Annotated in this window: 26 protein-coding genes; 15 read left to right on the top strand and 11 right to left on the bottom strand. The window is 53.1% G+C overall.

Annotated features, from left to right (window positions below; translation table 11 throughout):
* Nucleotides 1-66 precede the first annotated feature (66 nt).
* The 5 genes from V9K95_RS08360 to V9K95_RS08340 all read right to left on the bottom strand — a co-directional run bounded on the left by V9K95_RS08360 (nt 67) and on the right by V9K95_RS08340 (nt 3063).
* A complete protein-coding gene (locus tag V9K95_RS08360) occupies nt 67-1323 on the bottom strand; it encodes a D-amino acid dehydrogenase (RefSeq protein ID WP_336440531.1) in 1257 nt (418 codons plus the stop codon).
* A 416-nt stretch (nt 1324-1739) separates the two neighbouring features.
* Entirely contained in the window at nt 1740-1949 is a 210-nt protein-coding gene (locus V9K95_RS08355; RefSeq protein WP_091881096.1) for a cold-shock protein, read from the bottom strand.
* 326 nt (nt 1950-2275) lie between these two features.
* Complete coding sequence (locus V9K95_RS08350; RefSeq protein ID WP_115055182.1) at nt 2276-2548, bottom strand: hypothetical protein; 273 nt, start codon at nt 2546-2548, stop codon at nt 2276-2278.
* Nucleotides 2549-2598: 50 nt separating this feature from the next.
* Entirely contained in the window at nt 2599-2796 is a 198-nt protein-coding gene (locus V9K95_RS08345) for a hypothetical protein (protein WP_115055266.1), read from the bottom strand.
* Nucleotides 2797-2922: 126 nt separating this feature from the next.
* Nucleotides 2923-3063: a hypothetical protein gene (locus V9K95_RS08340; protein WP_307283087.1), complete on the bottom strand. Its 141-nt coding sequence runs from the start codon at nt 3061-3063 to the stop codon at nt 2923-2925.
* A 769-nt stretch (nt 3064-3832) separates the two neighbouring features.
* On the opposite strand from V9K95_RS08340, the gene V9K95_RS08335 reads away from it, so the two are divergent.
* The 3 genes from V9K95_RS08335 to V9K95_RS08325 all read left to right on the top strand — a co-directional run bounded on the left by V9K95_RS08335 (nt 3833) and on the right by V9K95_RS08325 (nt 7142).
* Entirely contained in the window at nt 3833-4759 is a 927-nt protein-coding gene (locus V9K95_RS08335) for an NAD-dependent epimerase/dehydratase family protein (RefSeq protein ID WP_336440530.1), read from the top strand.
* A 157-nt stretch (nt 4760-4916) separates the two neighbouring features.
* On the top strand, nt 4917-6386 hold the full coding sequence (locus tag V9K95_RS08330) for a Ppx/GppA phosphatase family protein (RefSeq protein WP_115055180.1): 1470 nt from the start codon (nt 4917-4919) through the stop codon (nt 6384-6386).
* A gap of 45 nt (nt 6387-6431) precedes the next feature.
* Nucleotides 6432-7142: an RlmE family RNA methyltransferase gene (locus tag V9K95_RS08325; protein WP_115055179.1), complete on the top strand. Its 711-nt coding sequence runs from the start codon at nt 6432-6434 to the stop codon at nt 7140-7142.
* Between the two features lie 3 nt (nt 7143-7145).
* Here V9K95_RS08325 and V9K95_RS08320 read toward each other — a convergent pair whose 3' ends face one another.
* On the bottom strand, nt 7146-8549 hold the full coding sequence (locus tag V9K95_RS08320) for a DHA2 family efflux MFS transporter permease subunit (RefSeq protein ID WP_115055178.1): 1404 nt from the start codon (nt 8547-8549) through the stop codon (nt 7146-7148).
* Between the two features lie 190 nt (nt 8550-8739).
* Between V9K95_RS08320 and V9K95_RS08315 the strand changes: the two genes are divergently transcribed.
* From V9K95_RS08315 to V9K95_RS08300, 4 genes are all read left to right on the top strand, one after another.
* Complete coding sequence (locus V9K95_RS08315; RefSeq protein ID WP_336440529.1) at nt 8740-9723, top strand: MBL fold metallo-hydrolase; 984 nt, start codon at nt 8740-8742, stop codon at nt 9721-9723.
* Nucleotides 9724-9920: 197 nt separating this feature from the next.
* Nucleotides 9921-11426 (top strand): IMP dehydrogenase, encoded by a 1506-nt coding sequence (gene guaB / locus V9K95_RS08310; RefSeq protein WP_115055176.1) that lies wholly within the window; start codon nt 9921-9923, stop codon nt 11424-11426.
* A 20-nt stretch (nt 11427-11446) separates the two neighbouring features.
* Entirely contained in the window at nt 11447-11983 is a 537-nt protein-coding gene (locus V9K95_RS08305; protein WP_336440528.1) for a DinB family protein, read from the top strand.
* A gap of 125 nt (nt 11984-12108) precedes the next feature.
* Nucleotides 12109-14295: a mechanosensitive ion channel family protein gene (locus V9K95_RS08300; RefSeq protein ID WP_336440527.1), complete on the top strand. Its 2187-nt coding sequence runs from the start codon at nt 12109-12111 to the stop codon at nt 14293-14295.
* Nucleotides 14296-14297: 2 nt separating this feature from the next.
* On the opposite strand, the gene V9K95_RS08295 is transcribed toward V9K95_RS08300, so the two are convergent.
* The gene (locus tag V9K95_RS08295; protein WP_336440525.1) at nt 14298-15356 is read right to left on the bottom strand and encodes an SDR family oxidoreductase; all 1059 of its coding nucleotides are present in this window, start codon (nt 15354-15356) and stop codon (nt 14298-14300) included.
* Between the two features lie 102 nt (nt 15357-15458).
* Between V9K95_RS08295 and V9K95_RS08290 the strand changes: the two genes are divergently transcribed.
* Together V9K95_RS08290 and V9K95_RS08285 are read left to right on the top strand one after the other, a co-directional pair.
* Complete coding sequence (locus V9K95_RS08290; protein ID WP_336440524.1) at nt 15459-16376, top strand: LysR family transcriptional regulator; 918 nt, start codon at nt 15459-15461, stop codon at nt 16374-16376.
* A gap of 86 nt (nt 16377-16462) precedes the next feature.
* A complete protein-coding gene (locus V9K95_RS08285; RefSeq protein WP_336440523.1) occupies nt 16463-16888 on the top strand; it encodes an MAPEG family protein in 426 nt (141 codons plus the stop codon).
* Nucleotides 16889-16890: 2 nt separating this feature from the next.
* Here the strand turns inward: V9K95_RS08285 and V9K95_RS08280 are convergent, their stop codons facing one another.
* Complete coding sequence (locus tag V9K95_RS08280; protein ID WP_115055170.1) at nt 16891-17820, bottom strand: hydrogen peroxide-inducible genes activator; 930 nt, start codon at nt 17818-17820, stop codon at nt 16891-16893.
* A gap of 135 nt (nt 17821-17955) precedes the next feature.
* Here V9K95_RS08280 and katA point away from each other — a divergent pair, with 135 nt between their 5' ends.
* The 5 genes from katA to guaA all read left to right on the top strand — a co-directional run bounded on the left by katA (nt 17956) and on the right by guaA (nt 23800).
* Nucleotides 17956-19452: a catalase KatA gene (katA, locus tag V9K95_RS08275; protein ID WP_307283118.1), complete on the top strand. Its 1497-nt coding sequence runs from the start codon at nt 17956-17958 to the stop codon at nt 19450-19452.
* 121 nt (nt 19453-19573) lie between these two features.
* The gene (locus V9K95_RS08270; protein WP_336440522.1) at nt 19574-20863 is read left to right on the top strand and encodes an RsmB/NOP family class I SAM-dependent RNA methyltransferase; all 1290 of its coding nucleotides are present in this window, start codon (nt 19574-19576) and stop codon (nt 20861-20863) included.
* 38 nt (nt 20864-20901) lie between these two features.
* Complete coding sequence (locus V9K95_RS08265; protein WP_336440521.1) at nt 20902-21360, top strand: TspO/MBR family protein; 459 nt, start codon at nt 20902-20904, stop codon at nt 21358-21360.
* Nucleotide 21361: 1 nt separating this feature from the next.
* Nucleotides 21362-22000, top strand: coding sequence for a 5'-methylthioadenosine/S-adenosylhomocysteine nucleosidase (locus V9K95_RS08260; RefSeq protein WP_336440520.1), 639 nt, complete (start codon nt 21362-21364; stop codon nt 21998-22000).
* Between the two features lie 237 nt (nt 22001-22237).
* Nucleotides 22238-23800 carry a glutamine-hydrolyzing GMP synthase gene (gene guaA / locus V9K95_RS08255; RefSeq protein WP_115055165.1) on the top strand — a complete coding sequence of 521 codons (1563 nt, stop codon included), beginning with the start codon at nt 22238-22240 and terminating at the stop codon, nt 23798-23800.
* Here the strand turns inward: guaA and V9K95_RS08250 are convergent.
* The 3 genes from V9K95_RS08250 to V9K95_RS08240 all read right to left on the bottom strand — a co-directional run bounded on the left by V9K95_RS08250 (nt 23742) and on the right by V9K95_RS08240 (nt 25966).
* The gene (locus tag V9K95_RS08250; protein WP_336440519.1) at nt 23742-23984 is read right to left on the bottom strand and encodes an ester cyclase; all 243 of its coding nucleotides are present in this window, start codon (nt 23982-23984) and stop codon (nt 23742-23744) included. The genes guaA and V9K95_RS08250 overlap by 59 nt on opposite strands.
* A 105-nt stretch (nt 23985-24089) precedes the next feature.
* A complete protein-coding gene (locus V9K95_RS08245) occupies nt 24090-24863 on the bottom strand; it encodes a LytR/AlgR family response regulator transcription factor (protein ID WP_115055150.1) in 774 nt (257 codons plus the stop codon).
* Complete coding sequence (locus V9K95_RS08240) at nt 24860-25966, bottom strand: sensor histidine kinase (protein WP_336440518.1); 1107 nt, start codon at nt 25964-25966, stop codon at nt 24860-24862. Before V9K95_RS08240 ends, V9K95_RS08245 begins: the two co-directional genes overlap by 4 nt.
* A 211-nt stretch (nt 25967-26177) precedes the next feature.
* Between V9K95_RS08240 and V9K95_RS08235 the strand changes: the two genes are divergently transcribed.
* Complete coding sequence (locus V9K95_RS08235; RefSeq protein WP_307283136.1) at nt 26178-26825, top strand: response regulator transcription factor; 648 nt, start codon at nt 26178-26180, stop codon at nt 26823-26825.
* Nucleotides 26826-26836 lie beyond the last annotated feature (11 nt).

Genomic DNA, 26836 nt, shown 5'->3' with positions numbered 1-26836 from the left:
GAATGTGAACCTAAACAATTTGTAATGTTTTAAAGCACTTAGTGCGGATTGAACGTGGTCTTAACATCAGCCGTAGCGGCTGATGTTAAGTGGCGATGGGTCGACATCCGGGGATTTGCCAGATACCAGATCGGCGAGAACGCGGCCCGACCCGCATGCCATGGTCCATCCTAGCGTCCCATGGCCGGTATTGAGATAAAGATTGGAATATTTTGTCCCGCCGCCGATGATTGGCGGGCCATCGGGCGTCATTGGGCGCAGGCCCGTCCAGAAACTTGCTTTTGAAATATCGCCGCCCTTGGGGAACAGATCGCCGACCGAATGAGCCAATGTTCCCCGGCGTGCTTCGCGCAATGTCAGGTCATAGCCGGAAATCTCAGCGGTGCCGCCGACGCGAATACGATCACCAAGGCGAGTAATTGCAACCTTGTAGCTTTCATCCATGACGGTCGAAACCGGCGCGCCAGCAGGATCGGTGATCGGAACGGTAATGGAATAGCCTTTCACCGGATAGACGGGAATATGCACCCCGATGCGACGTAGCAGGAAGGGAGAGTAGCTGCCAAACGCGATCACATAGGCATCAGCGGTCAGTTCTTCTGTTTCCGTCGAAACACTGGCGATCTTGTTCGTGCTCGTATTAATGGACGTGATCGTCGTGTTGAACCGGAAGGTCACACCTGCTTCGGCACAACGCGCCGCCAGCTTTTCGGTAAACATCTGGCAATCACCCGTTTCGTCGCCAGGCAATTGCAAGCCGCCGACAAACTTTCCGCGCACATTGGCCAATGCGGGCTCGGCTGCAATGCAGCCTTCTGGGTCAAGCAGATTATAAGGCACGCCAAACTGCTTCAGAACATCAATATCACCGCCGGTGCCATCATATTGGCTCTGGGTGCGGAAAAGCTGCAGCGTCCCTTGCGTGCGCTCATCATAGGTGATGCCGGTTTCTTCGCGAAGCGCCTTGAGACTATCGCGGCTATATTCTGCAACAGGCACCATCCGAGCCTTATTGCGCGCATAGCGTGCAGATGTGCAGTTGCGCAGCATTTTTGCCAGCCATAACGCCATGTAGGGATCGAATTTCGGCCGCACGACAAGCGGGCCAAAATGCATCAGCATCCATTTGATGGCTTTTACCGGGACACCGGGACCTGCCCAAGGTGATGAATATCCCGGTGAAATTTCTCCGGCATTGGCAAAGCTGGTTTCCTGTGCGGGTCCCGCTTGGCGATCCACCACCACAACTTCATGTCCTGCCTGCGCAAGATACCAGGCCGACGTGACACCGACGACGCCACTGCCAAGGACGAGAACTTTCATGAATGGGAACTCCTTCGAACCACACATCAGCCGCGAAAAGCAGGCTGTCAAACCGAATCGTACCTTGTGGGTTAGAACGCTGTCTTTCCAGTGTTTTCTTGGTGCTTGCGCTGAAATGTCATGGAGAATGCCGCCTTTTCCCAGGATGCCCAGAGTTTGCGGCGTCAAGCGTGTTGAAGCGGGGCGCCATGGTGCAAAGCTAGCGAGACGCTTGGGTTCATAAACCTGTCCATCGCGGATGTGACCGCAAATTCTGCGTGAGGCAATGACGGTTGAACAAAGTCTGCCGACCGTAGGTATAAGGCCGCCAGAAATCCAGGCAAAATAAAAGGCCGGGAAAACCCGACCCTCTCAAATTCATCTTTGCTATCAGTGCCAGTACATCCGTGGTCAAAGACCGCGAAGACGAATTATAATCAACCAGCCTGAAGCTGATCAGCAGTCATCTTGCCGGACTTGTTGTCACGGACCAATTCGAAGCTGATCTTCTGACCGTCATTGAGGCTGCGCATACCAGCGCGCTCAACTGCGGAGATGTGAACGAACACGTCTGCCGAACCGTCATCAGGTTGAATGAAGCCGAAGCCCTTTGTGGAATTGAACCACTTTACTGTTCCAGTGCTCATGATGAACCCTTTCAATGGAAATATCTTAATACAGGGCACGACGCGCCATGCAGTTTTTAGCTCGATTTTTGAAGAAGGATCTTTCAGAGCGCCTGAGACGCAATAAAACTGTTAACTAACTACCAAATACCGATATCACACATATAAGGCGAAGCACCTGTTTCGTCAATGCGGACCGCCAGAAATAAATATAAAGACTTTGCCAAGCCTAATATATCAATTAGCACATAAGAATTTTAACTGAAAACTATTTCTCGATTTCTGTGTGCAGAAAATCACAAATAGCTCCTTCAGTCTCGCCCTTGAGGTGCTCTGGCAGGCAGTAACTACTTGGCTTTTGTCGCCCGGGAGACTTTCGCCTTGGCTTTGGATTTAGGCGCTGCTTTTGGCGGTTGCGCCGCAAGTTCGGCTTCGTCGGCAGCTTCTTTCGCAAGACGAAGCGCTTTTAGCCGGGCTGTCTTGCTCTCCCACTTATTGGTCTCATCATTGATGATGGCGGAGGCGGCAGCTGTGGTAGCCAGACTTTTCTGCTCTGAGGGGCTGAGCACCCGCTTCGGGCGCACACCGACTTCGGGCAATTGTTTTGGACTATGTTTCATCGTGTCTCACATTGTTAGCTTACAATAATGACACGCGACGGCTGCCAAGTCTATCTTACAATCTTTTGACCGGACGGCCGCCATCCCCGGGCGAAACCATATGACATTGCCAAAGCTGCATATTCGATTTCGCGCAAAAGAAAGTCGCGTTCGGCTAAAAGAGCAGCCACGGTCGCCCTTGCATCACCCTGATGATAAGCGAGAGCTTCATCAATTTCATCTTCTGGTTGTCTCAAGATGGCGTTCATAGGAATCTCCTTTCCAAAAATACTGCCACAACCGAACATATTTGAAAAGGATTTTGTTCTCTTTTTGTTCCACAAAATGAGAACGTGCCGGAACATGGTTTGCCATGTTGGCCGGCACATATTGATTCAAGCTTTCGGCTTGCCCTTAGGCGTGGTTGCCTCTGCCTTTTTCATCATCGAGCTAAAAGGAACTTCTGCTTTCGCTGCGACCTTTTCCTTTTTTGGCTTGCGCGTTTCTTTGTTGCTGCGTTGCTGACCCTTGGCCATGGTGCCTCCTACCGGTTATACCAGGATACTTCACGGAATCAGTCGTTTGGAATGAATTGGCGGCCGAAACCTCTGACGCCGCGAAAAGCCAAGCCTGGCCAAAAGACGATTTTACAATACAGAAGCTTAGAGGTTTAATTCGGGCGTGTCACGGGCTCAGTTTTTGATTGCGGCAGCCCTGCCGCTCTTATTTGCTCAATTTAGGAATATTCTTACGGATTGAGCATAAGCAGCAGTGCAATAAACACAGCAAATATTGCAAAATTGAACCAAAAATTGGCTGTTCGTGAGTACATTTTCGATCTCCTGCCTAGCTGCGCCGGGAGCATTAACGAAGCGCTTAACCCGATGCGGAGCGTTCAGCCTATGATAACGCCCACTACGCCAGACTTGTTCCAGCTTTGCGGAGCCGGCGGGGTTTCAGGCCGAACAAAAGTCGAACCAATTAGCCATACAATGATTAAAAATATCACAGCGATTGCAGCCAAGAACAATAATCCAGTTAATTGTACTGGCTGCTGGTCATTATCGAGCATGGGATTCGTCTCAAAATTGTGACAATGGTCTAATACAACTTATGCGCGAATTATCAATCAGAACATCTGTCAATCTTCAGGATCAAAAGCACTGCCTTTTGATATTTGGCCTCGTACAACGTGATTGAAAATCATTTGTTCCGATGAGGTATTGGAACATGAGTTAAAATTACTGACTTCTATTGCTCGTTCTATTTTGCTCTTAATAGGAGTTCTTGAAAGGGATGAATCACATGGCTTCGGCTACTGTTCTTGTTACCGGGGCCACGGGCTTTGTCGGAACTGAGCTTGTTCCGCTTTTGCTGGCATCGGGATATCGGGTGGTTGCCGCTGTGAGAGACGGAGCAACGGGTGTCGTTGCCGGAGTAAAAACTGTTCGTTTGCCAGTTCATGATGAGCCCGACGCCGCTTTCGAGACTATTCTGGATGGCGTCGATCATGTGGTTCATCTGGCAGCCATTGCGCATACAAGGCTGGAAAATGGCGCTGAAATATACAATGCAGTAAACCATGTTCTTCCAGCCAGACTGGCGAAGGCCGCGGATAAAGCCATTACAGGCAAGTTCATTTTCATGTCATCAATAAGGGCGCAATGCGCCAATATTGCTCAGGGTGTCGTGCTTGAATCAGATGATCCACAGCCCACTGACGATTACGGGCGGGCGAAACGACACGCAGAAATCGACATAGCCAAATTCATGCCCCGGAGAAACTATACGATATTGCGGCCAGTCCTGGTTTACGGTGCCGGTGTAAAGGGCAATCTGGCGGCTTTGATAAAACTTGCGGCATTGCCGATCCCGCTTCCATTCAAATCCCTCGCCGGCAAAAGGTCTCTTGTTCATCGTTCGTCACTTTGTGACGCTGTAATTCATTGCCTCAATCAACCAAAAACCGATGGCGGAACCTTCATCGTCGCCGATAGTAGCCCGGTCACAGTTGCGCAGATACTTGTCGCCCTGCGTCGGGGTGTCAAAAGAAACCCCTCATTGTTCACATGTCCTGTCTGGATCATGGATATTGCGGCACGTATCACGGGGCAGCGCGATCGTTGGGCCACGTTGAACGGCGACCTTGTTGCCAGTTCAATGCTGTTGCAATCCACGGGGTGGAAGGCAGTAGAAAATACCGAGGGCGAGATTGAAAAACTGGCTGGCTGAACGAGCCAAAAGGTGCGATGCGAGCCTTCTCGACAGTTAGGCGGTAAAACGTCTCTTGGATATTCGCCAATCCGTGTTACATTATCTCCAACATTAATTGAAAAGCGCCTTGCTTTGCGTCCTTCGATGGTTCGCGCGGTGCTCAAAGGATAAAAGAGTGAAAGACCCCGAACTGGGTGCCTCATTGGCGCCGCATGGGGCGTCTGGTGGAATCAATGTGCCAAATGGTGCAAGTGATTCTGCCAAGAACGGGTCCGGACAACATGGTAATCCCGTGCAAGAGGTACAGGGTAGCCTTTCCGGTTCCGAAGAACGGCGCTTCGACCCGAACCCCAAGAAACGTGCGCGCCGCAGACGGCGTGGCAAGTCAAAGCAGGCTCCTGTTTTGGCGGAGAATGCCGTATCGACGGCTGCATCTGCGCCCGCCGCTGTCAGTCCAGCGGCCGCAGCCGCCAAACCAGCTAAAAAGCGACGGCCAAATCGCTTTCGCCGTCGTGGGCGCGCAGGCAATAAAGGCCCTGTGCAGAGCGCTGAAGCCAGCGTGGTCACCTTGCAAGTTCAGCCATCGGCAGCGGCACAGCCTGTAATTCAAGATGCGGTCCGTAAAGACAACCGGCACTCAGGAGCCGCGCTCTATGCCGCGCTGGATCTGGGTACGAATAATTGCCGGTTGCTCGTTGCTTCTCCCACGCGCCCCGGCCAGTTTCGGGTCGTGGATGCGTTTTCCCGCATCGTTCGTCTGGGCGAAGGGCTTGGCGCCACAGGCCGGCTGAACGAGAACGCAATGAATCGTGCCATTGAGGCATTGAAAGTTTGCCGGGACAAGCTTGATAGCCATGATGTGCGGCGTGCGCGCCTGATTGCAACCGAAGCCTGCCGACAAGCTTCAAATGGTGAAGAGTTCTTGGCGCGGGTAAAGGATGAAACGGGACTCGATCTCGAAATCATCAATCGCCAGACTGAAGCCCGGCTCGCTGTTTCCGGTTGCGGCACATTGGTCGAGCGGGAGACTGACGCGGTGGTCCTGTTCGACATTGGTGGCGGATCTTCCGAAATCGCATTGATTGACGTTTCCGAGCGTCGCTCACCCCGGTTGGCGGAGCACATCATAGCCTGGACCTCGCTGCCGGTTGGCGTGGTAACACTGGCTGAGCGCTTTGGCGGCCGCGACGTGACGACGGATAATTTCGCGGTCATGGTCGATCACGTTGCTGAACTCATCAATGAATTTACAGAGCGTCACAAGCTTGGCGATCTGGTAAAAAGCCAGAATTTCCATTTGCTTGGAACGTCCGGCACCGTAACGACGCTGGCCGGTATTCATCTCGGACTGGAGCGCTATGATCGCCGCCGTATTGATGGCATCTGGATGCAAAATGACGATGTGACTGAAATGACGAGCAGACTATTGTCGTGGAGTTTTGACGAGCGTGTCGCAAATCCTTGCATTGGTGCTGATCGTGCTGATCTTGTACTTGCCGGTTGCGCAATTCTGGATGCCATCCGCAATGTGTGGCCCAGCCAGAAATTACGCGTTGCGGATCGTGGCCTTCGCGAAGGTATTTTAACCGAACTCATGTCGCGCGATGGCGCGTGGCGCAATCGCTGGCTTCGTCCCAGCGCATAAGCAAGATTAGGCGCGATTGATATAGCGCGGAAAACAGGGGCCCAGATGGCTAAGACGACAACAGGCGGACGCGGCGGCACAGGCACGCGCGGGCTGCACACCAAGATCAAGAAGAAGGCCGGGACGATCAAGGAATCCTCGCGCCGTTGGCTTGAGCGCCACATTAATGATCCCTACGTCCAGCGATCAAAGGCGGATGGCTATCGGTCGCGCGCCGCCTATAAACTCATCGAAATCAATGATCGTTACAAGATCTTGAAAAAGGGCCAGCGCATTATCGATCTCGGCGCTGCTCCGGGCGGATGGAGCCAGATAGCTGCTTCCATCGTGGAATCGCCCGCACATCAGCCGACAGTCGTTGGCATTGACTATCTGCATATCGATCCGCTGCCGGGTGTTACCTTACTTGAGATGGATTTTCTCGACGACGCTGCACCGGAAAAACTGATTGAAGCTTTGGGTGGGGAGCCTGATATCGTGATGTCTGATATGGCAGCTCCAACAACGGGCCATCGCCGTACCGATCATATCCGTACAACGCACCTATGCGAAGTTGCCGCCGATTTTGCGGTGTCTGTTCTGCGCCCAGGTGGCCACTTCCTGACCAAGACCTTTCAGGGCGGCACGGAAAATGAGGTACTGACACTTCTCAAGAAGCACTTCAAATCCGTGCATCATGTCAAGCCGCCAGCTTCCCGTGCAGAGTCGGTCGAACTTTATCTTTTGGCCCGAGACTTTAAGGGCAGAGACGTCTGATTGCTATTCGGCAGGTGAAACAACCTTGATTCGTGGCCGATGGCCGGAAACCTCCGCCCCGGCGTCCGCTTTCAAGCCGCGAAATGACAGGCAAGCAAGTCCGGAAACCGCGGCAACGATAAAGAATGCCGTATGAAAGTCTGATAGTTGCAGCGGCCCTCCATGCAACTTTGTAGACACTTCAAGAATGCCGCCAGCGACAGCAACACCCAGGGCTATCGAAATTTGCTGTGCGACAGAACTGATTGGAGTGGCCTGACTGGTCTGTTCATTGGGAATATCCGCATAGGCCAGCGCATTTGTTCCGGTGAAAAACAGCGAACGGAAAAAACCGCCGGCGAGCAATAATAGGATCATCAGCCAATAGGGCGTTGCCGGCGTGAAAAGCCCGTTGACCGCGATAAAGACCGCCGCGACGACGGACCCATACATGAGCGAGTTGCGAAAACCGGTCTTGGCGTAGAACCATTTTGTCACAAGCTTCATGCTCATCGCTCCCAAAGCTGACACGAATGTAATCATGCCTGACTGGAAGGGCGTCATGCCGAAGCCGATCTGAAACATGAGCGGCAGCAGGAAAGGGACAGCGCCGACGCCAATACGAAACAGGCTGCCACCAACGATGGATGCCCGGAACACCTGGTTTTTGAAAAGATCGAGCGCCAGCAAAGGCTCTGGCTTGTTGCGCGCGTGAAAAAGATAAAGAACGGTAGATACAAGTCCAACGGCAAGTGTTGTCAGCCCTACCCATGAGGGCAGCGCAGGCAGGCTGACAACCGACAACCCAAATACGACACCGGAAGCGGCGATTCCGCTCAAAAAGAAACCGATAACATCAAGCGGCCGCCGTACCAGTGTTTCCACGGAAGGCAGGTAGCGTGTAGCAAACCAGATCCCGATTATTCCAATCGGCACGTTGATCAGGAAGATCCAGTGCCAGCTGAAATAGGTCGTGAGAAAACCTCCGACGGGCGGGCCCAATAGCGGTCCGATCAGCGCAGGCATGGTCAGCCACGCCATTGCCCCCACAAGCTCATTGCGCGGCGTTGATCGCACAAGAACGAGACGCCCCACCGGTGTCATCATTGCGCCGCCGACGCCTTGCAGAAAACGCGATACGACAAAGGCCAGCAGCGAATTTGATACCGCGCAGGCGATGGAACCGAGAACAAACACCACGATCGCGGCACGAAACACGTTTTTTGCACCGAACCTGTCTGCCATCCACCCGCTTACGGGGATGAAAACCGCAAGCGAGACGAGATAGGCCGTCAATGCCAGCTTCAGTGCAATGGGGCTCGTCCCAATGTCCGCCGCGATGGCTGGCAGGGATGTCGAAATAACAGTCGAGTCCATCTGCTCCATGAAGAGGGCGACGGCGAGGACGAGTGGAATGACACGGTTCAAAATCTAATCCAGTTCTCAAAGCATTGAGAAAGCGGGTCCGGCGCCGGACAACAGCTCATGAGCGATGCGATAGCACCGGCATTGCTGGTGCTCAAGCCGCGATCAAACAGAAGTGATCTACGCATGTCTTTGTTTTTGGTCTTTCCGCGTTACAACCTGAAAAGCATTCGCACCTCAAGGAGATTGATCCATGTCAACATTTGAGATTTCGCGCCGCGATCTGTTTCTGGCTTCCACTGCGATGGCTGGAGGATTGGAATCAGCCAATATTATGGGCACCGCTGAAGCTGCCGTGCCGCATTCGGATATACAATCCCCCGGCTTCAAGCGTTTCAAACTTGGTGACTTTGAAATAACCACCTTGCTTGACGGTTTGCGCCCGGGAGACGGGCCTCATCCGACTTTCGGAGCCAATCAAACCCAGGAAACAGTTGCAGAGCTTATGCGCAATAATTTTCTGCCGGAGACCAAGTTCGTCAATGGCTTCACCCCTGTCTTGATCAATACCGGTTCTGACGTCGTGTTGGTTGATACCGGTTTTGGCGTTGGCGGGCGTGAAAATGGTCTGGGCCAGTTGGAAAACAACATGAAAGCAGCCGGATATACGCCGGATGCGGTCACCGTCGTTCTCATCACCCATATGCACGGAGATCATATTGGTGGGCTGATGAATGGCGATAAACCGGCTTTTGCCAATGCGCGTTATGTAGGCGGCCAGATCGAATATGATTTCTGGACAGATGCCGCACGCACAGGAACGCCCGCTGAAAATAACGCGAAAGCGGTCAATGCCAAGGTCAAGCCGCTTGCCGACAAATTTACCTTTATCAAGGCTGGCGATGAGGTTGTGCCGGGTATTACCAGTGAAGCAGCCTATGGCCACACGCCGGGTCACATGATTTTTCATGTAGAGTCGGCAGGCAAACGCCTGGTTTTGACAGCCGATACCGCCAATCACTATGTGGCGTCGCTGCAACGTCCTGAATGGGAAGTGAGCTTTGACGGCGACAAGGCAATGGCCGCAGAGACCCGTAAGAAGGTTTTCGATAAGATTGCCGCTGATAAAGTACCATTTATCGGCTACCACATGCCTTTCCCGAGTGTTGGTTATGCGGAAAAGCTGGAAACAGGCTATCGCTTCGTGCCTGCGACCTATCAGTTCGACGTCGGGTGACGGGCATTTCTATTTTGGCAATTGCAATATTATGTGTCTGAACAGGGCGTAAAGGGCCAGCAGTTGCGTTTACGGCTTTTCAAACTGACATAAGCATGTTACCAGCCCGTGCCAATTCACTTGAATAGACCTTGATCGACGCTCCACCTCACGTGGCGCGTCCTTTAGTCGTATTAGCCGTATGTTAGGAATTGGTAATGGCAAAAATCGTTGAATCCGCAACAGGCGCACTTGCACTGACATTTGATGATGTCCTGCTGCAACCCGGTCATTCCGAAGTTATGCCTGGCCAGACGGATATCCGCACCCGTATCGCAGCTGACATTGAGCTGAACCTGCCTCTCTTGTCTGCCGCCATGGATACTGTCACCGAGTCGCGCCTTGCAATCGCTATGGCGCAGGCTGGGGGCATGGGTGTCATCCATCGCAATCTGACACCGGAATTGCAGGCTGAAGAAGTCCGGCAGGTCAAGAAGTTCGAATCCGGTATGGTCGTAAATCCGGTCACCATCGGCCCGGATGCAACGCTCGCCGATGCGCAGGCGTTGATGCGTGCCCATGGCATTTCCGGCATTCCGGTCGTCGAGAATGCGGGTGAGGGCAGTCGCAAGCCTGGCCGCCTCGTCGGTATCCTGACCAATCGCGATGTGCGTTTCGCATCGGATCCGGCGCAGAAAATCTATGAGCTTATGACGCGCGAGAACCTGATTACTGTTCGCGAGAACAATGTTCAGCACGAAGAAGCCAAGCGATTGCTTCATCAACACCGCATTGAGAAGCTGCTGGTCGTCGACAATAAAGGCCACTGCGTCGGCCTGATTACCGTCAAGGATATGGAAAAGTCGCAGCTTAACCCGAATGCAGCAAAAGATGCGCAGGGCCGTTTGCGCGTTGCCGCTGCTTCCAGTGTTGGCGAAGATGGTTTTGAACGCGCCGAACGCCTCATCGCCGCAGGTGTCGATATTCTTGTCATCGACACAGCGCACGGTCATTCCCAGCGTGTGCTTGACGCGGTTACCCGCGCCAAGAAAATGTCAAATGCCGTGCGGATCATTGCCGGTAACGTCGCCACCGCTGCCGGAACACAGGCTCTGATCGATGCGGGCGCCGATGCGGTCAAGGTTGGTATTGGACCCGGCTCAATCTGCACCACGCGTATCGTCGCCGGTGTTGGTGTGCCGCAGCTTTCCGCCATCATGTCGGCGGTGGAGGCTGCACAGAAAGCCGATATTCCAGTTATTGCCGATGGCGGTATCAAGTATTCGGGCGATTTCGCCAAGGCGCTGGCTGCCGGCGCATCTGCTGCCATGGCCGGCTCTGCGCTTGCTGGCACCGAAGAAAGCCCCGGTGAAGTCTATTTGTATCAGGGCCGTTCATTCAAAGCCTATCGCGGCATGGGCTCCGTCGGCGCAATGGCACGCGGCTCGGCAGATCGCTATTTCCAGGCGGAAGTTCGCGATGAGCTAAAGCTTGTTCCAGAAGGCATCGAAGGTCAGGTTGCCTATAAGGGCCCGGTTTCCGGCGTTCTGCATCAGCTTGCTGGTGGTCTGCGTGCTTCCATGGGTTATGTGGGTGCAAAAAATCTGGAAGAATTCCGTGAAAAGGCTACATTCGTCCGTATTACCAATGCTGGTCTGCGCGAGAGCCACACCCATGATGTCACCATCACCCGTGAAAGCCCGAACTATCCCGGCGGCAACTGATCATCTGAAAGGTGAGGGCGATGTCTGACATCTCCCTCCAAGCCCATTTTTCGGCCATGGCGCGCAACAGCGCCTGGTCAAATCATCGATTGCTGACTGCCTGTGAGCAGTTATCGCCTGCCGAATTTTCTCAAGAGCGCACCAGTTTCTTTCCCTCGATACAGCTGACCCTTAATCATAACCTGATCGTCGATCACATATATATGGCTGATATGATCGGCGTTGGTCGGGCGAATATTGGTTTGGAAGGCGACGTACCATTTCCTGCTGCCAGCGACTTGAAGAAGGCACAGGAGGAATTTGATAAGTCGCTTATCGATTTTTGTGACGGGTTGAGCGCTGCTGACCTTGCCCGGGTTATATCCATCACATGGAGAACCGGAGACACATCTCGCGAACCGATTTCTCTCGTCCTGTCGCATCTGTTCGTGCACCAGATTCACCACCGCGGGCAGGCCCATGCCATGCTGGCCGGGACAAACGTTCCGCCGCCGCAGCTTGATGAATTCTTTCTCAATTACGACGAGCCACGAAGAACAGGCGAGCCCTATACTTGAAATGCCGCAACCTTCTTTGTTGACAGACAAGACCTGCCGGATTGTGTTAGATAATTCATAATACTGCTGGGGTTGGCCATAACCAATCCATGCAGGCGTGTCACTCTTTGCGTTGATGGCAGCCCATGACCGTTTTACCTTCTTCATTGCTGAAAGTACTGATCAGTGTTTTTGCGGTGCTGTTCTTATTGACGTCACCAGTTTTTGCTCAGAGTGCACCAGCTGCCGAGCCGACCACACCGACGAAAGTTGACCAGTTTATCCAGCTGCTGTCCGACCCCGAAGTGAAGACATGGCTGGAAAAGGAGCTGGCAAAACCGACACCTCCTGTGGCTACCGGTACAGTGACATCAGAATCCGCGACCATGACAAAATCCATGGTCTCGTCTTCTCTCGACACGGTGAAACAGCATATTGAACGCACCGCCAGAACAATCCCGGACCTGCCGAGACAGTTCATGCAGGCGCGTTCCACAATTATGTCCGAGCTGAGCGACCGCGGTCTCTTGGGTGTATTCCTGCTGGTGGGTATTTTTATTGCTGCCGGTATCGCATTGCAGAGACTGGTTTATCGCCTGACAGTGCGATATCGTCGATGGCTCATCAGCTTATCGAAGGATACGCCGCAGGGCAGGGCGAAGAAAATCAGCGCCCGTTTTCTATACTCCGGCCTCATGATCCTCGCCTTCAGCGTCGGCAGCACAGGCGCTTTCATGATTTTCGAGTGGCCGCCATTATTGCGTGAGATCGTGCTTGCTTACTTGACCGCTGCAACCGGCACATGGGCTGTCAATGTGTTCTGCAAGGCAGGATTGATTACATCCAGCATGCAGGTCGCGCATTCGGAGGAAGTGCGGGCATTGCCAATATCAGACGAAACCGCCGATCACTGGAGCCATTGGCTTGTCATCATTGCCGGCTGGTTCCTGTTTGTGGATGCAACCTTCTCGCTGCTGCCGCTTTTGGGTCTGACCTCAGACGGGATTGTCGCACTGGCCATACCGGCAAGTTTTGTCCTGTTGTGTCTTGGGCTGGTTGCTATATGGCGCCGTCCGCGGGCTTCGGTTGCGGAGGGCAAAAAGCAGTTGGTCAGTCATGTTGCCGCGACATGGCTGATGACGGTCTATTTTATCGGACTTTGGTTGCTCCAGCTGACGGGAGCCTGGGTGCTTTTCTCGGTTCTCGCGCTTGCATTCGTGATCCCGCTGCTCGTCATCATAGCGCACAAGGCGGTCCATTTCATATTGCGGCCCGCAACATCCGAAGCAGGGGGCGCAACTGTTCCCGCCGTTACGCTTGCGGTCGTTGATCGCGGCATTCGCGTCGCGTTGATCTTGCTTGCCATATTCATTACGGCCCGCATGTGGGGCGTCGGCATGTCCAGCATGCAGAACCTCCAAAACCCGACAACGACGCTGATTGTTCGCGGTATTGTCAATACGCTGGTCATCGCTCTTGCTGCAGACTTCGGCTGGAGCATCATAAAGGCACTGATCGAGCGCAAGCTTGGTGTCCATCATCACGCACAGGAAGAACATGCCGAGATCGATCCGCAGCAGGCACGGTTGCGTACTCTGTTGCCGATCATTTCCAATATTCTGTTCGCTTCTCTTCTGATCATGGCAATCCTGATGATCCTCTCTTCGATTGGTATTCAGATCGGACCGTTGATTGCCGGTGCAGGCGTCGTCGGTGTTGCTATCGGCTTTGGTGCCCAGACGGTCGTGAAGGATGTTATTTCAGGTGTTTTCTACCTTCTGGATGATGCTTTTCGCATTGGGGAATACATCAGCAGTGGGAAATATATGGGCACGGTTGAAAGTTTCAGCCTCCGCTCGATCAAGCTTCGCCACCATCGTGGTCCGGTTTTCACCATACCCTTCGGAGAGTTGGGAGCAGTGCAGAACCAGAGCCGCGATTGGACGATGGACAAGTTCAATATCACCGTAGGCTTTGACACAGATATTGAAGCTGCGCGAAAGTTGATCAAACGTGTGGGAGCTGAGCTTGCAACTGATCCAGAATTTGCCCCTTGGGTCATTGAACCAATCAAAATGCAGGGTATTCAGGAATTTGGCGAGTACGGCATAGTGCTGCGTATGAAGATGACGACAAAACCTGGCGGAGCCTTCGCAATGAAGCGCAAATTCTTCATCGCCGTGCGCAAGGCTTTCAAGGAAAACAACATTGAACTGCCTGTCCCAACGGTCCACGTGCAGAAAGGCGAAGAAACCGCACCGGTCGTGGCACAGAACCATACTGCGCGCCGCAAGCGCGCAGCCGTATTAAAGGCAGCTGAAGACGCCGCCTGATCTTATGGGATAATTTTGCGTGCCTTCAGATCATCGAAGACACGCAGAAACATTTCCTCCGTATTGATATACTCATGAAAGCCGGCGCGCCGCAGTTTTGTCCCGTCGGCAAAGAAATCATAATCCCAGCCGAAAACGAAGTCGCCAAAGCCCCATGCGGAGACGTCGGAATAGGGCGTTGGCGCAAGACCGTGCTTTTCCACCATCTGCTCCCACAGTTTCGCTTTGTCAGCCATGATGACATTAAGTGACATGGGCAAAGGTGGGGCAATAACCAAGTCGAAATATTGCGCAATTCTGGGCCATAATTCGCTCCAACGGAATAAATCGCCATTATTGATGTTGAAGGCCTGATTGCCGCATTGCGGATTAGTCGCGATGAATACAGTCGCGCGTGCCAATAGACCAGCATCCGTCATTTCCAGGAGGCTGTGATATGCGCCGGGCTTTCCTGGAAAGCGCAGTGGAATACCAAGCTCCTTCGACATTGACGCATAGACAGCAATGACCGAGGCCAGATTCATGGGATTACCCAGAGCAAAGCCGATAACCACAGAAGGGCGCAATGCCGACCAGTTCCAGCTTTTGCCCCTTTGCAAGGCTTCAAGGAAATCCTGCTGGTCGATGTTGAATTCCGGCGGCATGTGATTGGCGTCGGTTTCGCGTGCCGGCGTTTTGAACGGGCCCAGATGTGCACCATAGACCTTATAGCCTTGCATGAGACTGATATGCTCAAGGCTAGGCGCAATCGGCTCGATTGCATTCACCACATTGACCAGCATTGCCAGATTGGGCGCGACCAGCTCGGCCCAGCTTGGACGATCCTGGTAGGCCGCATAAAATATGTGAGTGATATTGGTCAGATGGGAAAGCTTGGCTTTTGCCTCTGCCGCATTAAGAAGATCGACGGCGATATGACTGACTTTCCCTACCGTCTCACCGCCTCGCCGTGACAGACCAACAATATCCCAATCGCCAAGCTCGATCAGATGCGCAATAAGATTGCTACCGATAATGCCATTGGCACCGACAACAACTGCCTGCTTCGTTTTTTCCGTCATTTGAACCGCTCCATTTTGCTGGAGGGAATATCATCCATGCAGAATTGTTTGTGTAGGGCGTCAATAATGATATGATTCATAAGAGAAACTTTGAGGTTAGTGATGGATCGGTTATCGGCGATGAAAACTTTCGTGCGCGTCGCAGAGCTTGGAACTCTGTCCGCCGCTGCACGTGAGCTTGGCCTGACACAGCCCGCCGTCAGCCAGCAGATCGCTGCTCTTGAACGTCATCTGGGTATCAGCCTTTTTCATCGTTCGACGCGTCAGCTTGTCGTGACTGAGGGAGGTGAAATCTACTATCGGCGCGCCCTTGAAATTTTGCATGCGGTGGATGAAGCGGAAGAGGGCGCCACCGCCTATTCCACTGCGTTACGAGGTAGTTTGCGCATCCACGCGCCTGTCGGCTTTGGCCAAATGTACCTCGCTCGCTTTGTAACCAATTTCCAGCAGCAGCATCCGGATTTGCGGTCTGAACTGGTCCTCGACGACCGCATTGCCGATCTGATCACCGATAATGTCGACGTGGCTATCCGGTTCGGCGCAATGAAATCATCTGACTTGATTGCACGTAAACTCGGCTCATTTGACAGGGTTCTGGTCGCCTCTCCAGACTACATCACCACACATGGCAGCCCGGTCACGCCGGATGATCTCGTCAAGCACGGGTTTGTCCGTTTCATTTGGTCCCCGCCGGGAGAAATGGTGCCTTTGATAGGGCCAGATGGTTCGGTCGATGCGGCAATCAGGTCTGTTTTCCTCGCCAATAACGCATTTGTGCTCAATGACGCTCTCTGCGCAGGCCTTGGTATTGGTGCCGCACAGCTGCCGCTTGTTCAACCCTTGATCAATGGTGGAAAGTTGGTTCGCATATTGCCGGATTATGGATATGCGCCGATGGACATCCATGCCGTATATGCCAGCGGGCGTTTCCTGCCACGCAAGATCAAGCTGTTCGTCGAATATCTTTTGGCGGAAATGAGATCGATACCGGGCTTGCATATGGTCAATTCCCACACATAAGCACCGTCAGTAAATTATGCATAGGGACGATGGAGAATTTCCGCAGTCTCCTTTATTGGGAACATTCCGGACAGCAGGAGAACGCCATGTCACAGACACAAATTTTCTGGCCCATGATCACTTTGACCTTTCTGATCTATTGCGTTTATTTACTGCTTTTTCTTCGGCGCCGGCGGGCGGTCATGAGCGGTCAGGCCAAGATTCAAGAGTTCATCATTCCAACGAGCGAGCCGGAAATCAGCGCAACGACGATCCGCAACCTGGGCAATCTCTACGAAGTGCCACTGTTGTTCTATGTCGTTTGCCTGTCACTCTATGTGGTCAACGGCGTATCATATCTCGCTATGGTCATCGCCTGGCTCTTTGTCGGCGCGCGGCTGGCTCATACGTTTATTCACGTCACGACGAACCGGCTTCGTTATCGGCAGCCGATTTTCGTATTGGGCTTTATTCTCAATGGCGTTCTTTGGATCATGCTGGCAATGCACCTTCTGCTGCCACCAGTGGTTTAAGTTTAAGCCACCAAATCAGCCAATTCTTTTTCTGAAACGGTCAATTTGCGGCCGCAATCCATGATGACAGCCGCAAGCGCCTCAAAATCTTCGCGTCGTTTGCTCTGCTTTCGCCAGATTAACCCTATTTCACGGGCGGGTTCAGGAGCGGCAAAAGATGAAATCCTTACATTATTGCGGCCAGCCTCGGTCCGAACGGCTATTTCCGGAATCAATGTGAGACCCATGCCGTGGCTGACCATCTGCAATAATGTCGCCAGACTGGTCGCGCCATAATTGACGAGTTGTCTTTGCTTGACGCTGGTACATACAGCCAAGGCCTGATCGCGCAGGCAGTGGCCTTCTTCCAGCAGCAGCAGGCGCTCAACAGCAACATTCTCCTGCGTCATGGGCGATGAAAGAATATCCGTGTCGTTGCTCGATGTGGCGATCAGAAAACGATCACGGAAAAGCGGCATCGAGACTGTGCCCTCGCCATCGATAGGCAGCGCGGCGATCAGGACATCGAGATCACCAAGTCGCAAATCCTCCACCAGCTTCGAGGTTAAAGCTTCGCGCAGTTCAATGGAAAGATCCGGATAGTTGTCGTGCAGGTGCGGGATGAGTATCGGCAGCAGGTAGGGCGCTATGGTTGGAATGATTCCGAGACGCAGGCGACCCAGCAAAGTGCCGCGCTTTTCCAATGCCAGATCTTCCAATGAGCGGATTTCATCAAGAATGCTCTGGATTTTAGGCAGCAATTTGCGACCCATATCTGTCAAAACAACCGAGCGACGGGTCCGCTCAAACAATGTCGTACCAAGTCGCGTCTCCATTTCCGCTATTTGGGCTGAGAGAGCAGGCTGCGATATACGCGCCGCCTCTGCTGCCTTGCGAAAGTGCAGCGTGGTGGCGAGGATATCAAAATAGCGCATTTGCCGTACAGAGAACATGATAGGTAAATCCTATCAATAATAATTCTAAATACAATTGGAAACTATGATTGGAATAGTTCTATTCTGGAATCAGAGGTCAGCTGAAGCTGCGCCGATCATTTCAAAGCTCGAGACAATCAAGGGAGAAGCCCCATGGCTGACCGTCCAACATTGACGACAACCGCCGGTGCACCGGTATCGGACAATCAGAATTCCAGAACTGCAGGTGAGCGTGGTCCGGTACTGCTTGATGATTATCAGCTGCTTGAAAAGCTCGCGCATCAGAATCGCGAGCGCATTCCTGAGCGCGTGGTTCATGCCAAAGGTTGGGGCGCATTTGGTACATTGAAGATCACCGGCGATATTTCGCGTTACACCAAAGCCAAGGCTCTGCAGCCCGGTGCAGAAACTCCATTGCTTCTGCGTTTCTCGACTGTTGCCGGTGAGCTTGGTGCTGCCGATGCTGAGCGTGATGTGCGCGGTTTTGCGTTGAAGTTCTATACAAGCGAAGGCAATTGGGATCTCGTCGGCAATAATACGCCGGTATTCTTCGTTCGCGATCCACTGAAGTTCCCGGATTTCATTCACACGCAGAAGCGTCATCCACGCACCAATCTGCGTTCTGCCACTGCCATGTGGGACTTCTGGTCGCTTTCACCCGAAAGTCTGCATCAGGTAACAATTCTCATGTCGGATCGCGGCCTGCCAGTCGCGCCGATGTATATGAATGGCTACGGCTCCCATACCTATTCTTTCTGGAACGATGCCGGTGAACGTTTCTGGGTCAAGTTCCACTTCAAGACGCAGCAGGGTCACAAGTTCTACACAAACGCGGAAGCCGAAACCCTTATCGGCAAATCTCGTGAAACCTATCAGGAAGAACTCTTCGGCGGCATCGAGCGCGGTGAATTCCCGAAATGGACTGTTCAGGTTCAGGTCATGACCGAAGCTGAAGCCGAACGTACGAGCTATAATCCATTTGATCTGACCAAGGTCTGGCCGCATGGTGAATTCCCGCCGATTGAAATTGGTGTGATGGAACTCAACCGCAATGCGGACAATTATTTCGCCGAAATCGAACAGGCTGCTTTCTCGCCATCAAACGTTGTTCCGGGCATCGGCCACTCACCTGACAAGATGTTGCAGGCACGTGTTTTCTCCTATGCTGACGCCCATCGCTATCGTCTTGGCACGCATTATGAGGCGCTTCCGGTTAACCAGCCGAAATGCCCTGTTCATCACTATCACAAGGATGGCCAGATGAATTTCTTCGGCCAGAAAACCGGCAATGTGGATGCTTATTATGAGCCCAACAGCTTTTCCGGCGCAGTAGAACAGCCTTCGGCCAAAGAGCCGCCGCTCAAGCTTTCGGGCGATGCGGACCGCTTCAACCACCGCATCGGCAATGATGATTACGGTCAGGTAACCGCATTGTTCAACCTCTTCGATGCTGGTCAGCGCTCGCGACTCTTCTCTAACATTGCTGCGGCAATGGGCGGCGTTCCAAGCGAGATCATCGAGCGCCAGTTGGTGCATTTCGCCCGTGTTCACCCGGATTATGAAGCCGGTGTGCGTGCCGCTTTGAAAGAGGCACATGGCTATGAGGCCAATGCTATCTCCAACGAGGAAAAAGACGTCGCTGCCGAATAGGCCGACGCGAACAACGAACAAAAGAAAGCCGGGGCGCAAGCCCCGGCTTTCTTTTATTGTCGCAGCCATGTATGCGACAGTGAAAGAGTTGGAAAAGCTCTAAGGCTAACAAGGAATTCATATGCGACTTGGCGGACGCCTGCAGGCGGCAATCGAAGTTCTCGAAGATATTGAAAATCGCAAGCGTCCCGCCTCGGATGCTTTGAAGGATTGGGGGTTGTCGCATCGTTTCGCCGGAGCTGGTGACCGTGCTGTCATTGGTAATATTGTCTATGATGCGCTGCGCCGGAAATTGTCGCTCGGTTGGCGCATGGATAGCGATGCGGCACGCCATATTGCTTTTGGTGTTCTGCTGTCTGATGCCGAACTGAATATTGAAGATATCAATGCCGCGCTTGAAGGCGACAAATTTGCCCCCGAACCTCTCGATGCAGATCGTTTGTCCATTTGGGAATCGCGTGATTTGGCGTCTGCCCCCGATCATATTCGTGCCGATGTGCCGGAATGGTGCGTGGGGCATTTTCAGGCGATCTTCGGCGATAAATGGGTGGAAGAAGCCGCAGCATTGAGCGACCGGCCTCCTGTTGATCTTCGCGTCAATACGTTGAAGGCTGACCGCGAAAAGGTGCTGAAAGAACTGGCACGCGCTGGAGCTAATCCCGCGCCGCTGCTGGAAACGGCTATTCGTGTGCCGCCTTTACGCGCCATGGGTCGTCATCCAAACGTACAGGCTGAGCCAGCCTTCCAGCGCGGATTGTTCGAGGTGCAGGACTTGGGCTCGCAGATTGCAGCCAAGCTCAGCAATGCTAAGCCGGGCGAACAGGTGCTGGACTACTGCGCCGGTGCAGGCGGCAAGACGCTTGCCCTGGCTGCCGAGATGAATAATAAGGGACAGATCCACGCCTATGATGCGGAACGCGCGCGTTTGGCACCTATTTTTGACCGCCTCAAGCGGGCAGGGGTACGCAACGCACAGGCCCATGCCAATATAAGCGATCTCGTTCCGCTGGAAGGCCAGATGGATCTGGTTCTTGTTGACGCGCCATGCACCGGTTCAGGAACATGGCGGCGCAGGCCGGATGCAAAATGGCGATTGAGCGAGCAACAGCTGGAGCGGCGCGAAGTTGAGCAGCGCCAGGTGTTGGATGCCGCCAAGGCTTATGTGAAGCCGGGTGGACGTTTGGTCTACATTACCTGTTCGCTTTTCGCTCCCGAAAACGGCAATCAGGTTTCGGCATTTCTAGCGGCAAACCCCGAATACGGCGTCATCGACAGCCAGCCGATCTGGAGCCAGGCTGTGTCTGAAGACAAGGACCTCAAACCATTGTTTAAAGATGGAACCACGATTCTCTCTCCGTTTTCAACATCAACCGATGGCTTCTTCATTTCGGTTCTCAGGCGGGAAAAATAAGGCTACAACCGGCGCAAGTCATTCACAGGAATATTCCTATGTCTCGTTCCATGGTGCTTTTGCTGTTTTTGGTTTTAGTCGTTGGTGGTGGGCTTGCAATTGGTTACATAACCCTTCCGGGTGAATGGTATGCCAGTCTGGTCAAGCCATCATTCAATCCGCCGAACTGGCTTTTTGCCCCCGTCTGGACAGTTCTTTACGTCATTATCGCTCTTGCTGGCTGGCGTGTATGGGATCGTGGTCTGGCATCCCCCCAGCAATTCTGGTGGGCACAACTTCTATTCAATTTTCTTTGGTCGCCGAGTTTTTTCGGGCTCCAGCAAATGGGTCTTGCACTGGTCGTCATCGTGCTTCTGCTGATTTCGATTATAGGCTTCATCAAAGTGAGCTGGAGCACAGAGCGCACATCGGCAATTTTGTTTCTCCCTTATCTGGCATGGGTGGCCTTCGCGACCCTGCTTAACGCTTCCCTTTATTGGCTGAACCCGGCAGGCTGAAATGTTTGATTATGTGACCCCGATTGCTGGTAAACGCGTTCTGTTTGCCATGGCCGCAACTGCCGAATATGGCCATCACTTGCAAAAACTTTTTACGCCGCTGATCACTGGCGTCGGCCCCGTGGAATCGGCCGTCAGCGTTTCGTCCGTTCTCGCACATTTGGGGGCCACATCGTCCTTGCCGGATTTGGTCGTATCGTTGGGTTCTGCCGGATCCCGCATTCTTGAACAGACCGAAATCTATCAGGCGACCAGTGTGTCCTATCGGGACATGGATGCCTCGCCGCTAGGGTTTATCAAGGGTGCCACGCCATTTCTTGACCTGCCGGCGAAGCTCCCACTCGATTATCGCATTCCGGGTATAAAGGAAGCGACACTGTCCAGTGGTGCCAACATCGTCTCGGGCAAAGCCTATGATCTAGTTGACGCGGATATGGTGGAAATGGAGACGTTCTCCATCCTTCGTGCCTGCCATCGTTTCAATCTCCCTTTGATCGGTCTGCGTGGAATTTCCGATGGCGCAGAGGAGCTTCAGCATCTCGGGGATTGGACTGAGTATCTGCACGTAATCGATGAGAAACTGGCAGTGGCTGTTGAGACCATGGCTGATGCAATCGAAGATGGAACAATCAATTTATAATGCAACATTTAAAACAGGCTTCCCTTCTGAAACCCATTGCTTCATTGCATTGAGAAGTTCTTTGGTTGGGAAATCTAAAATATCTTCGTCGGAGAAACTGGCTTCTAGTTGCCTCTCGTAATGGATGCAAAAGAAACACCAGTGCTATTAATCCACCCTGTTAACAATCGGAATCAGTTTGTCAGTAAGCTTTGACAACCCATTGCGCCTAACCGACATTTGCTTTAAAGGCCCGCCATGAACACTCCCACTCATCCCGATACAGTCCTCATCGTCGATTTCGGCAGCCAGGTAACACAGCTGATTGCGCGTCGCGTTCGCGAAGCCGGTGTCTATTCCGAGATCGTTCCCTTCCAATCAGCTCAGGAAGCGTTCCACCGCATCAAGCCAAAAGCGGTCATTCTTTCCGGCAGCCCGCATTCAACTGTCGATATTGGCAGCCCGCGCGCGCCGCAGGATGTATTCGATTCCAATGTCCCGGTTCTTGGCATCTGCTACGGCGAACAGACCATGTGCGCACAGCTTGGCGGCAAGGTTGAAAGCGGGCATCATCGCGAATTCGGCCGCGCTTTTCTTGATATCCAAGAAGAATGCGCGCTATTCGACGGTATATGGGCCAAGGGCACGCGTCATCAGGTTTGGATGAGCCATGGCGATCGTGTCGTCTCGATTCCTGAAGGCTTCAAGGTTGTCGGCACCTCGACTGGCGCGCCTTTCGCCGCCATCGCAGACGAAGCCAGAAAATATTACGCCGTGCAGTTTCATCCTGAAGTCGTGCATACGCCTGATGGCGCAAAGCTCCTCCAGAACTTTGTCCATCGTATTGCAGGGATTGAGGGTGATTGGTCCATGTCGGCCTACCGCGAAAAGGCGGTCGATCTCATTCGCAAGCAGGTTGGTGACAAGAAAGTCATCTGCGCCCTATCAGGCGGGGTTGATTCGTCCGTAGCGGCTCTGCTCATCCACGAAGCGGTTGGCGATCAGCTTACATGCATCCTTGTGGACCATGGTCTGATGCGTAAGGGCGAGGCGGCAGATGTCGTCAGCATGTTCCGCGAGCACTATAATCTGCCGCTTATTCTTGTGAATGCACAAGATCGTTTCATTGACGCGCTCGAGGGCGAAAGTGATCCGGAAAAGAAACGCAAGACGATCGGCCGGCTCTTCATTGAAGTCTTCGAGGAAGAAGCCAAGAAACTTGGCGGCGCGGATTTCCTTGCTCAAGGCACGCTCTATCCAGATGTGATTGAAAGCGTTTCCTTCACCGGCGGTCCTTCAGTGACGATCAAGTCGCATCACAATGTTGGCGGCTTGCCTGAACGCATGAATATGAAGCTCGTCGAGCCTCTGCGCGAACTTTTCAAGGATGAAGTGCGTGTGCTCGGTAAGGAGCTTGGCCTGCCGGATCATTTCATTGGCCGTCATCCTTTCCCGGGTCCAGGTCTGGCAATCCGTTGCCCGGGCGGCATTACCCGCGAGAAGCTTGAAATCCTGCGTGAAGCAGATGCCGTCTATCTCGACGAAATCCGCAAGGCCGGACTCTATGATGTGATCTGGCAGGCTTTCGCTGTTCTCTTGCCCGTGCAAACTGTTGGCGTCATGGGTGATGGACGCACCTACGAATTTGTCTGCGCCCTGCGCGCGGTGACATCGGTCGATGGCATGACGGCGGATTTCTATCACTATGATATGAACTTCCTCGGTCAGGCGGCGACTCGGATTATCAATGAGGTTAAAGGCATTAACCGCGTCGTTTATGACGTGACATCGAAGCCCCCAGGCACAATCGAATGGGAGTGAAGGCGCGTACTGAAGAGTAGAGCGGGATCGAGCAGCGTGTTAACAGCGATGTTGTCCCAGCATAGGTGAAGCGAGCCGCAACATTGTCGCCTTCGGCGATCGTTTCCTCTAGAGTCCACTGGATGTCAGGAAAGCCGACGCGCATCATTTCGATGATCTCGAGATATCCGGTGGGTCCGACCACTGGCTCGGGACGTGTTAAACAATTGAGCGGCCTTTGTCTTGCCGATCTTTACAAGTTCGACCGGAGGATTAGACCTTCTCGGCATCCTATTAGGCAAGTCTCGTCTCAAGTGCCTGCGAACATGCGGACGGTTCTTGAGTATGTCCGACCGACCCGAATTTCGCTACCGTCGACCAAAACCGCAATCAATGCCGAGAAGGGCGCTTGCTTCAGTTTGGCAATGCAGTTCCGACGCACGATTGCGCCGCGATGAATGCGCATGAACTCGGAAGCGTCAAGCCGCCGTTCCATTGATGCAAGGCTTTCATGGTGTAGAAAATATCGATCCGTGGTGTGTATCCGTACATAGTCCCGGTCGGCTTCGATCCAATTTATCTTTTCCAGCGGCAGCCGAATGGCATCGCCTTGATGCTTGAGCCAAAGATCGGTCTGCCGCGCCTCGTCTTTGCGCAAGGCCAGGCGCAGGGCAAGAATTGTTTCCTGAAGTTCTTCGACACGTTCGACACTATTGCGTGCCTCGACGGCAAGGCGAGCGCGAACCATGGCAGAATGCAACCGGGATGGTTCTATGGGCTTGGTCACATAGTCGACCGCGCTTGCGTCGAAAGCGCGAAGAGCGTGATGATCAAATGCCGTCACGAAGATAATAACGGGCACATCTGTTCCCAGTTGTTCAAGCACATCGAACCCGCTGCCACCCGGCATCTGAATATCGAGTAGCATGATGTCGGGCATTAACTCACGGGCATGGTCATAGGCCTGACGGACGTCGCCTGCTTCTCCTATTGTCCGAAATCCCGGCAGGGCATCGAGCATGCGAACCAACCTCCGGCGCGCCAATGGTTCGTCGTCAACGATGAGTACCGAAAGGTCCTTCATGCGAGCCTCAAAGGCATGGTCAGGGAGGCCTTGAAGCGGCTCGGGGTGATATATCCCGCCACGCACGAGCCTGCACCCGGAAAGCGGGTTTCCATGCGATGGGCAACGTTTTTCAACCCTATTCCCATACCGTGCGTACGGCGCGGATTTGGTGCATCAGAAACATCATTCTCGACGGAAAGGTTCAGAACCTCGCCAACGCGACCGGCGCTGATCAAAATCTCGACCATTCCAGGCTTGTCGCTGACGCCATGCTTGACGGCATTTTCGATGAGCGGCTGCAGGATGAGGCTCGGGACGAGCGCATTCTCCAATTCCCGTGCCACATCGACACGCACCTTCATGCGATCCGAAAAGCGCTCCCCTTCAATATTTAAATAGCCGGTTTGCAATGTCAGCTCGTCCGCCAGTCTTACATCGTTGAGGGGATCAAGCTCCAGGGTGGTGCGCAAGAACGATGAGAGGGATAAAACCATGCGGCCTGCTCCCACGGTATTTCCTTCTTCAACCAGACCCGCAATCGAATTGAGCGTGTTGAAAAGGAAATGCGGGTTTACCTGGTATCGCAAGGCCCGCATCTGAGCTGACAGGGCTTCCTCACGCGATGCAGCCAGACGCCGCTCGTTTTCCCTTATCTCGAAGCTGTAGAGCAAGGCGACGAAGAGGCAGGACCAGCCCAGGAAAACAGACATGCCATAAACCAGGGTGTAACCGAAATTCGTCCAGTTGAATGTAACCGTTTGAGGCAACATGTAGACATAATATATCGCAAAATCGATGTAGGCGTTGATCACGGCGGCAACGAGGGACAACGTGAAACAGGTCATGATTTTGACCGCCAGATGCACATTGTGCAGCCGGTAAATGATGAAGGAAATCGCGAATGTCATTGCGATGCTGAACAGCATCAAAATGAGTTTTCCTATAGCAGATTCGAGGGGGTCGACGCCGAGAATTCCCCACAATATGCTGCTGATGATAAACTCGGTTGACCAGTAAAAAATGCCGAGCCAAACCGTGGCACTGCGCACCTTGGCACCATAGAACCCACCATCCGCCAATTTTGCTTCGCTCACTTGCCCCATATGCTCTTTATCTTCCAATGCGTCCCTCGTGTCGAGAACCGCTCGTCGATCAAAAGCAGCCGTTCATAGAAAAGCCAAGCGCTTCGTCCGATAGCGGCGTCGTTGGTAGAAAGGCGATTCTTCCCCGTTGGGTTTTGCGGTAGCCGTTTGCGTATGGTGCTTCCCCGCGCCGTTATTATCGGGGGCATTTCAATTCTTGATCGAAGCCCATAACGCCTGTGGAATAAATGTGACGGAACGACCAGAAAAAAGTCGAACGATTATAGCGGATGATCATCCACTGTTTCGCGAAGGGTTGCGCCGCATTGTCCAACGCCTTTATCCATTTGCTGAAGTGCAGGAAGCGGGCAGCCTGGGTGAAATGTTGGCCTTGGCCCGCACCGGACCAGCGCCAAGCACATTTATTCTTGAGTGGGTTTTTCCTGGTCTCGATCCTGCCAGATCAATCGCGGATTTACGGCAGGAATTCAGGGATTCTTCCATAATCCTTCTGTCAATGCTGGATGATGCAGCAATAATCGACCGAATTGCCGACATGGGCGCGAATGGCTTTATCAGCAAAGCCGTGATGCCTGACGAAGTAAGCGCCGCGATACGCAGCATCGAAGACGGAGAGTTTGTTATCAAACGATCATCGTCGGTAACATCATCTCCCAGCAGCCATCGATCTGACTTTTCTTTTCTCACAGCACGGCAACGCGAAGTCTTGCGGTTGATTGCAGAGGGAAAAACCAACAAAGAAATTGGCCGGAAACTGGACATTTCTCCCTACACCGTAAGCATTCATGTATCGGCGCTTTTGCGGGTTTTGAATGTAAGCTCTAGATCGGCAGCAGCCGCCAAGGCAGTTATTGGAGGTTTCGACAGTCGAGCATAGCCGCAAGTCCG

This window comes from Phyllobacterium sp. CCNWLW183 (genome assembly GCF_037203775.1).
Classification (GTDB): domain Bacteria; phylum Pseudomonadota; class Alphaproteobacteria; order Rhizobiales; family Rhizobiaceae; genus Phyllobacterium; species Phyllobacterium ifriqiyense.
Note: the sequence above shows the minus strand (reverse complement) of the source record. Positions and strands in the feature narration are given on the sequence as shown.

Coding starts and splice junctions, on each gene's coding strand:
- V9K95_RS08355 (WP_091881096.1), bottom strand. CDS start 1,949: ATGAGCACTGGAACAGTAAAGTGGTTCAATTCCACAAAGGGCTTCGGC.
- guaA (WP_115055165.1), top strand. CDS start 22,238: ATGAACACTCCCACTCATCCCGATACAGTCCTCATCGTCGATTTCGGC.
- V9K95_RS08265 (WP_336440521.1), top strand. CDS start 20,902: ATGTCTCGTTCCATGGTGCTTTTGCTGTTTTTGGTTTTAGTCGTTGGT.
- V9K95_RS08305 (WP_336440528.1), top strand. CDS start 11,447: ATGTCTGACATCTCCCTCCAAGCCCATTTTTCGGCCATGGCGCGCAAC.
- V9K95_RS08285 (WP_336440523.1), top strand. CDS start 16,463: ATGTCACAGACACAAATTTTCTGGCCCATGATCACTTTGACCTTTCTG.
- V9K95_RS08335 (WP_336440530.1), top strand. CDS start 3,833: ATGGCTTCGGCTACTGTTCTTGTTACCGGGGCCACGGGCTTTGTCGGA.
- V9K95_RS08350 (WP_115055182.1), bottom strand. CDS start 2,548: ATGAAACATAGTCCAAAACAATTGCCCGAAGTCGGTGTGCGCCCGAAG.
- katA (WP_307283118.1), top strand. CDS start 17,956: ATGGCTGACCGTCCAACATTGACGACAACCGCCGGTGCACCGGTATCG.
- V9K95_RS08300 (WP_336440527.1), top strand. CDS start 12,109: ATGACCGTTTTACCTTCTTCATTGCTGAAAGTACTGATCAGTGTTTTT.
- V9K95_RS08290 (WP_336440524.1), top strand. CDS start 15,459: ATGGATCGGTTATCGGCGATGAAAACTTTCGTGCGCGTCGCAGAGCTT.
- V9K95_RS08340 (WP_307283087.1), bottom strand. CDS start 3,063: ATGGCCAAGGGTCAGCAACGCAGCAACAAAGAAACGCGCAAGCCAAAA.
- V9K95_RS08295 (WP_336440525.1), bottom strand. CDS start 15,356: ATGACGGAAAAAACGAAGCAGGCAGTTGTTGTCGGTGCCAATGGCATT.
- V9K95_RS08315 (WP_336440529.1), top strand. CDS start 8,740: ATGTCAACATTTGAGATTTCGCGCCGCGATCTGTTTCTGGCTTCCACT.
- V9K95_RS08260 (WP_336440520.1), top strand. CDS start 21,362: ATGTTTGATTATGTGACCCCGATTGCTGGTAAACGCGTTCTGTTTGCC.
- V9K95_RS08325 (WP_115055179.1), top strand. CDS start 6,432: ATGGCTAAGACGACAACAGGCGGACGCGGCGGCACAGGCACGCGCGGG.
- V9K95_RS08245 (WP_115055150.1), bottom strand. CDS start 24,863: ATGAAGGACCTTTCGGTACTCATCGTTGACGACGAACCATTGGCGCGC.
- V9K95_RS08345 (WP_115055266.1), bottom strand. CDS start 2,796: ATGAACGCCATCTTGAGACAACCAGAAGATGAAATTGATGAAGCTCTC.
- V9K95_RS08270 (WP_336440522.1), top strand. CDS start 19,574: ATGCGACTTGGCGGACGCCTGCAGGCGGCAATCGAAGTTCTCGAAGAT.
- V9K95_RS08360 (WP_336440531.1), bottom strand. CDS start 1,323: ATGAAAGTTCTCGTCCTTGGCAGTGGCGTCGTCGGTGTCACGTCGGCC.
- guaB (WP_115055176.1), top strand. CDS start 9,921: ATGGCAAAAATCGTTGAATCCGCAACAGGCGCACTTGCACTGACATTT.
- V9K95_RS08280 (WP_115055170.1), bottom strand. CDS start 17,820: ATGTTCTCTGTACGGCAAATGCGCTATTTTGATATCCTCGCCACCACG.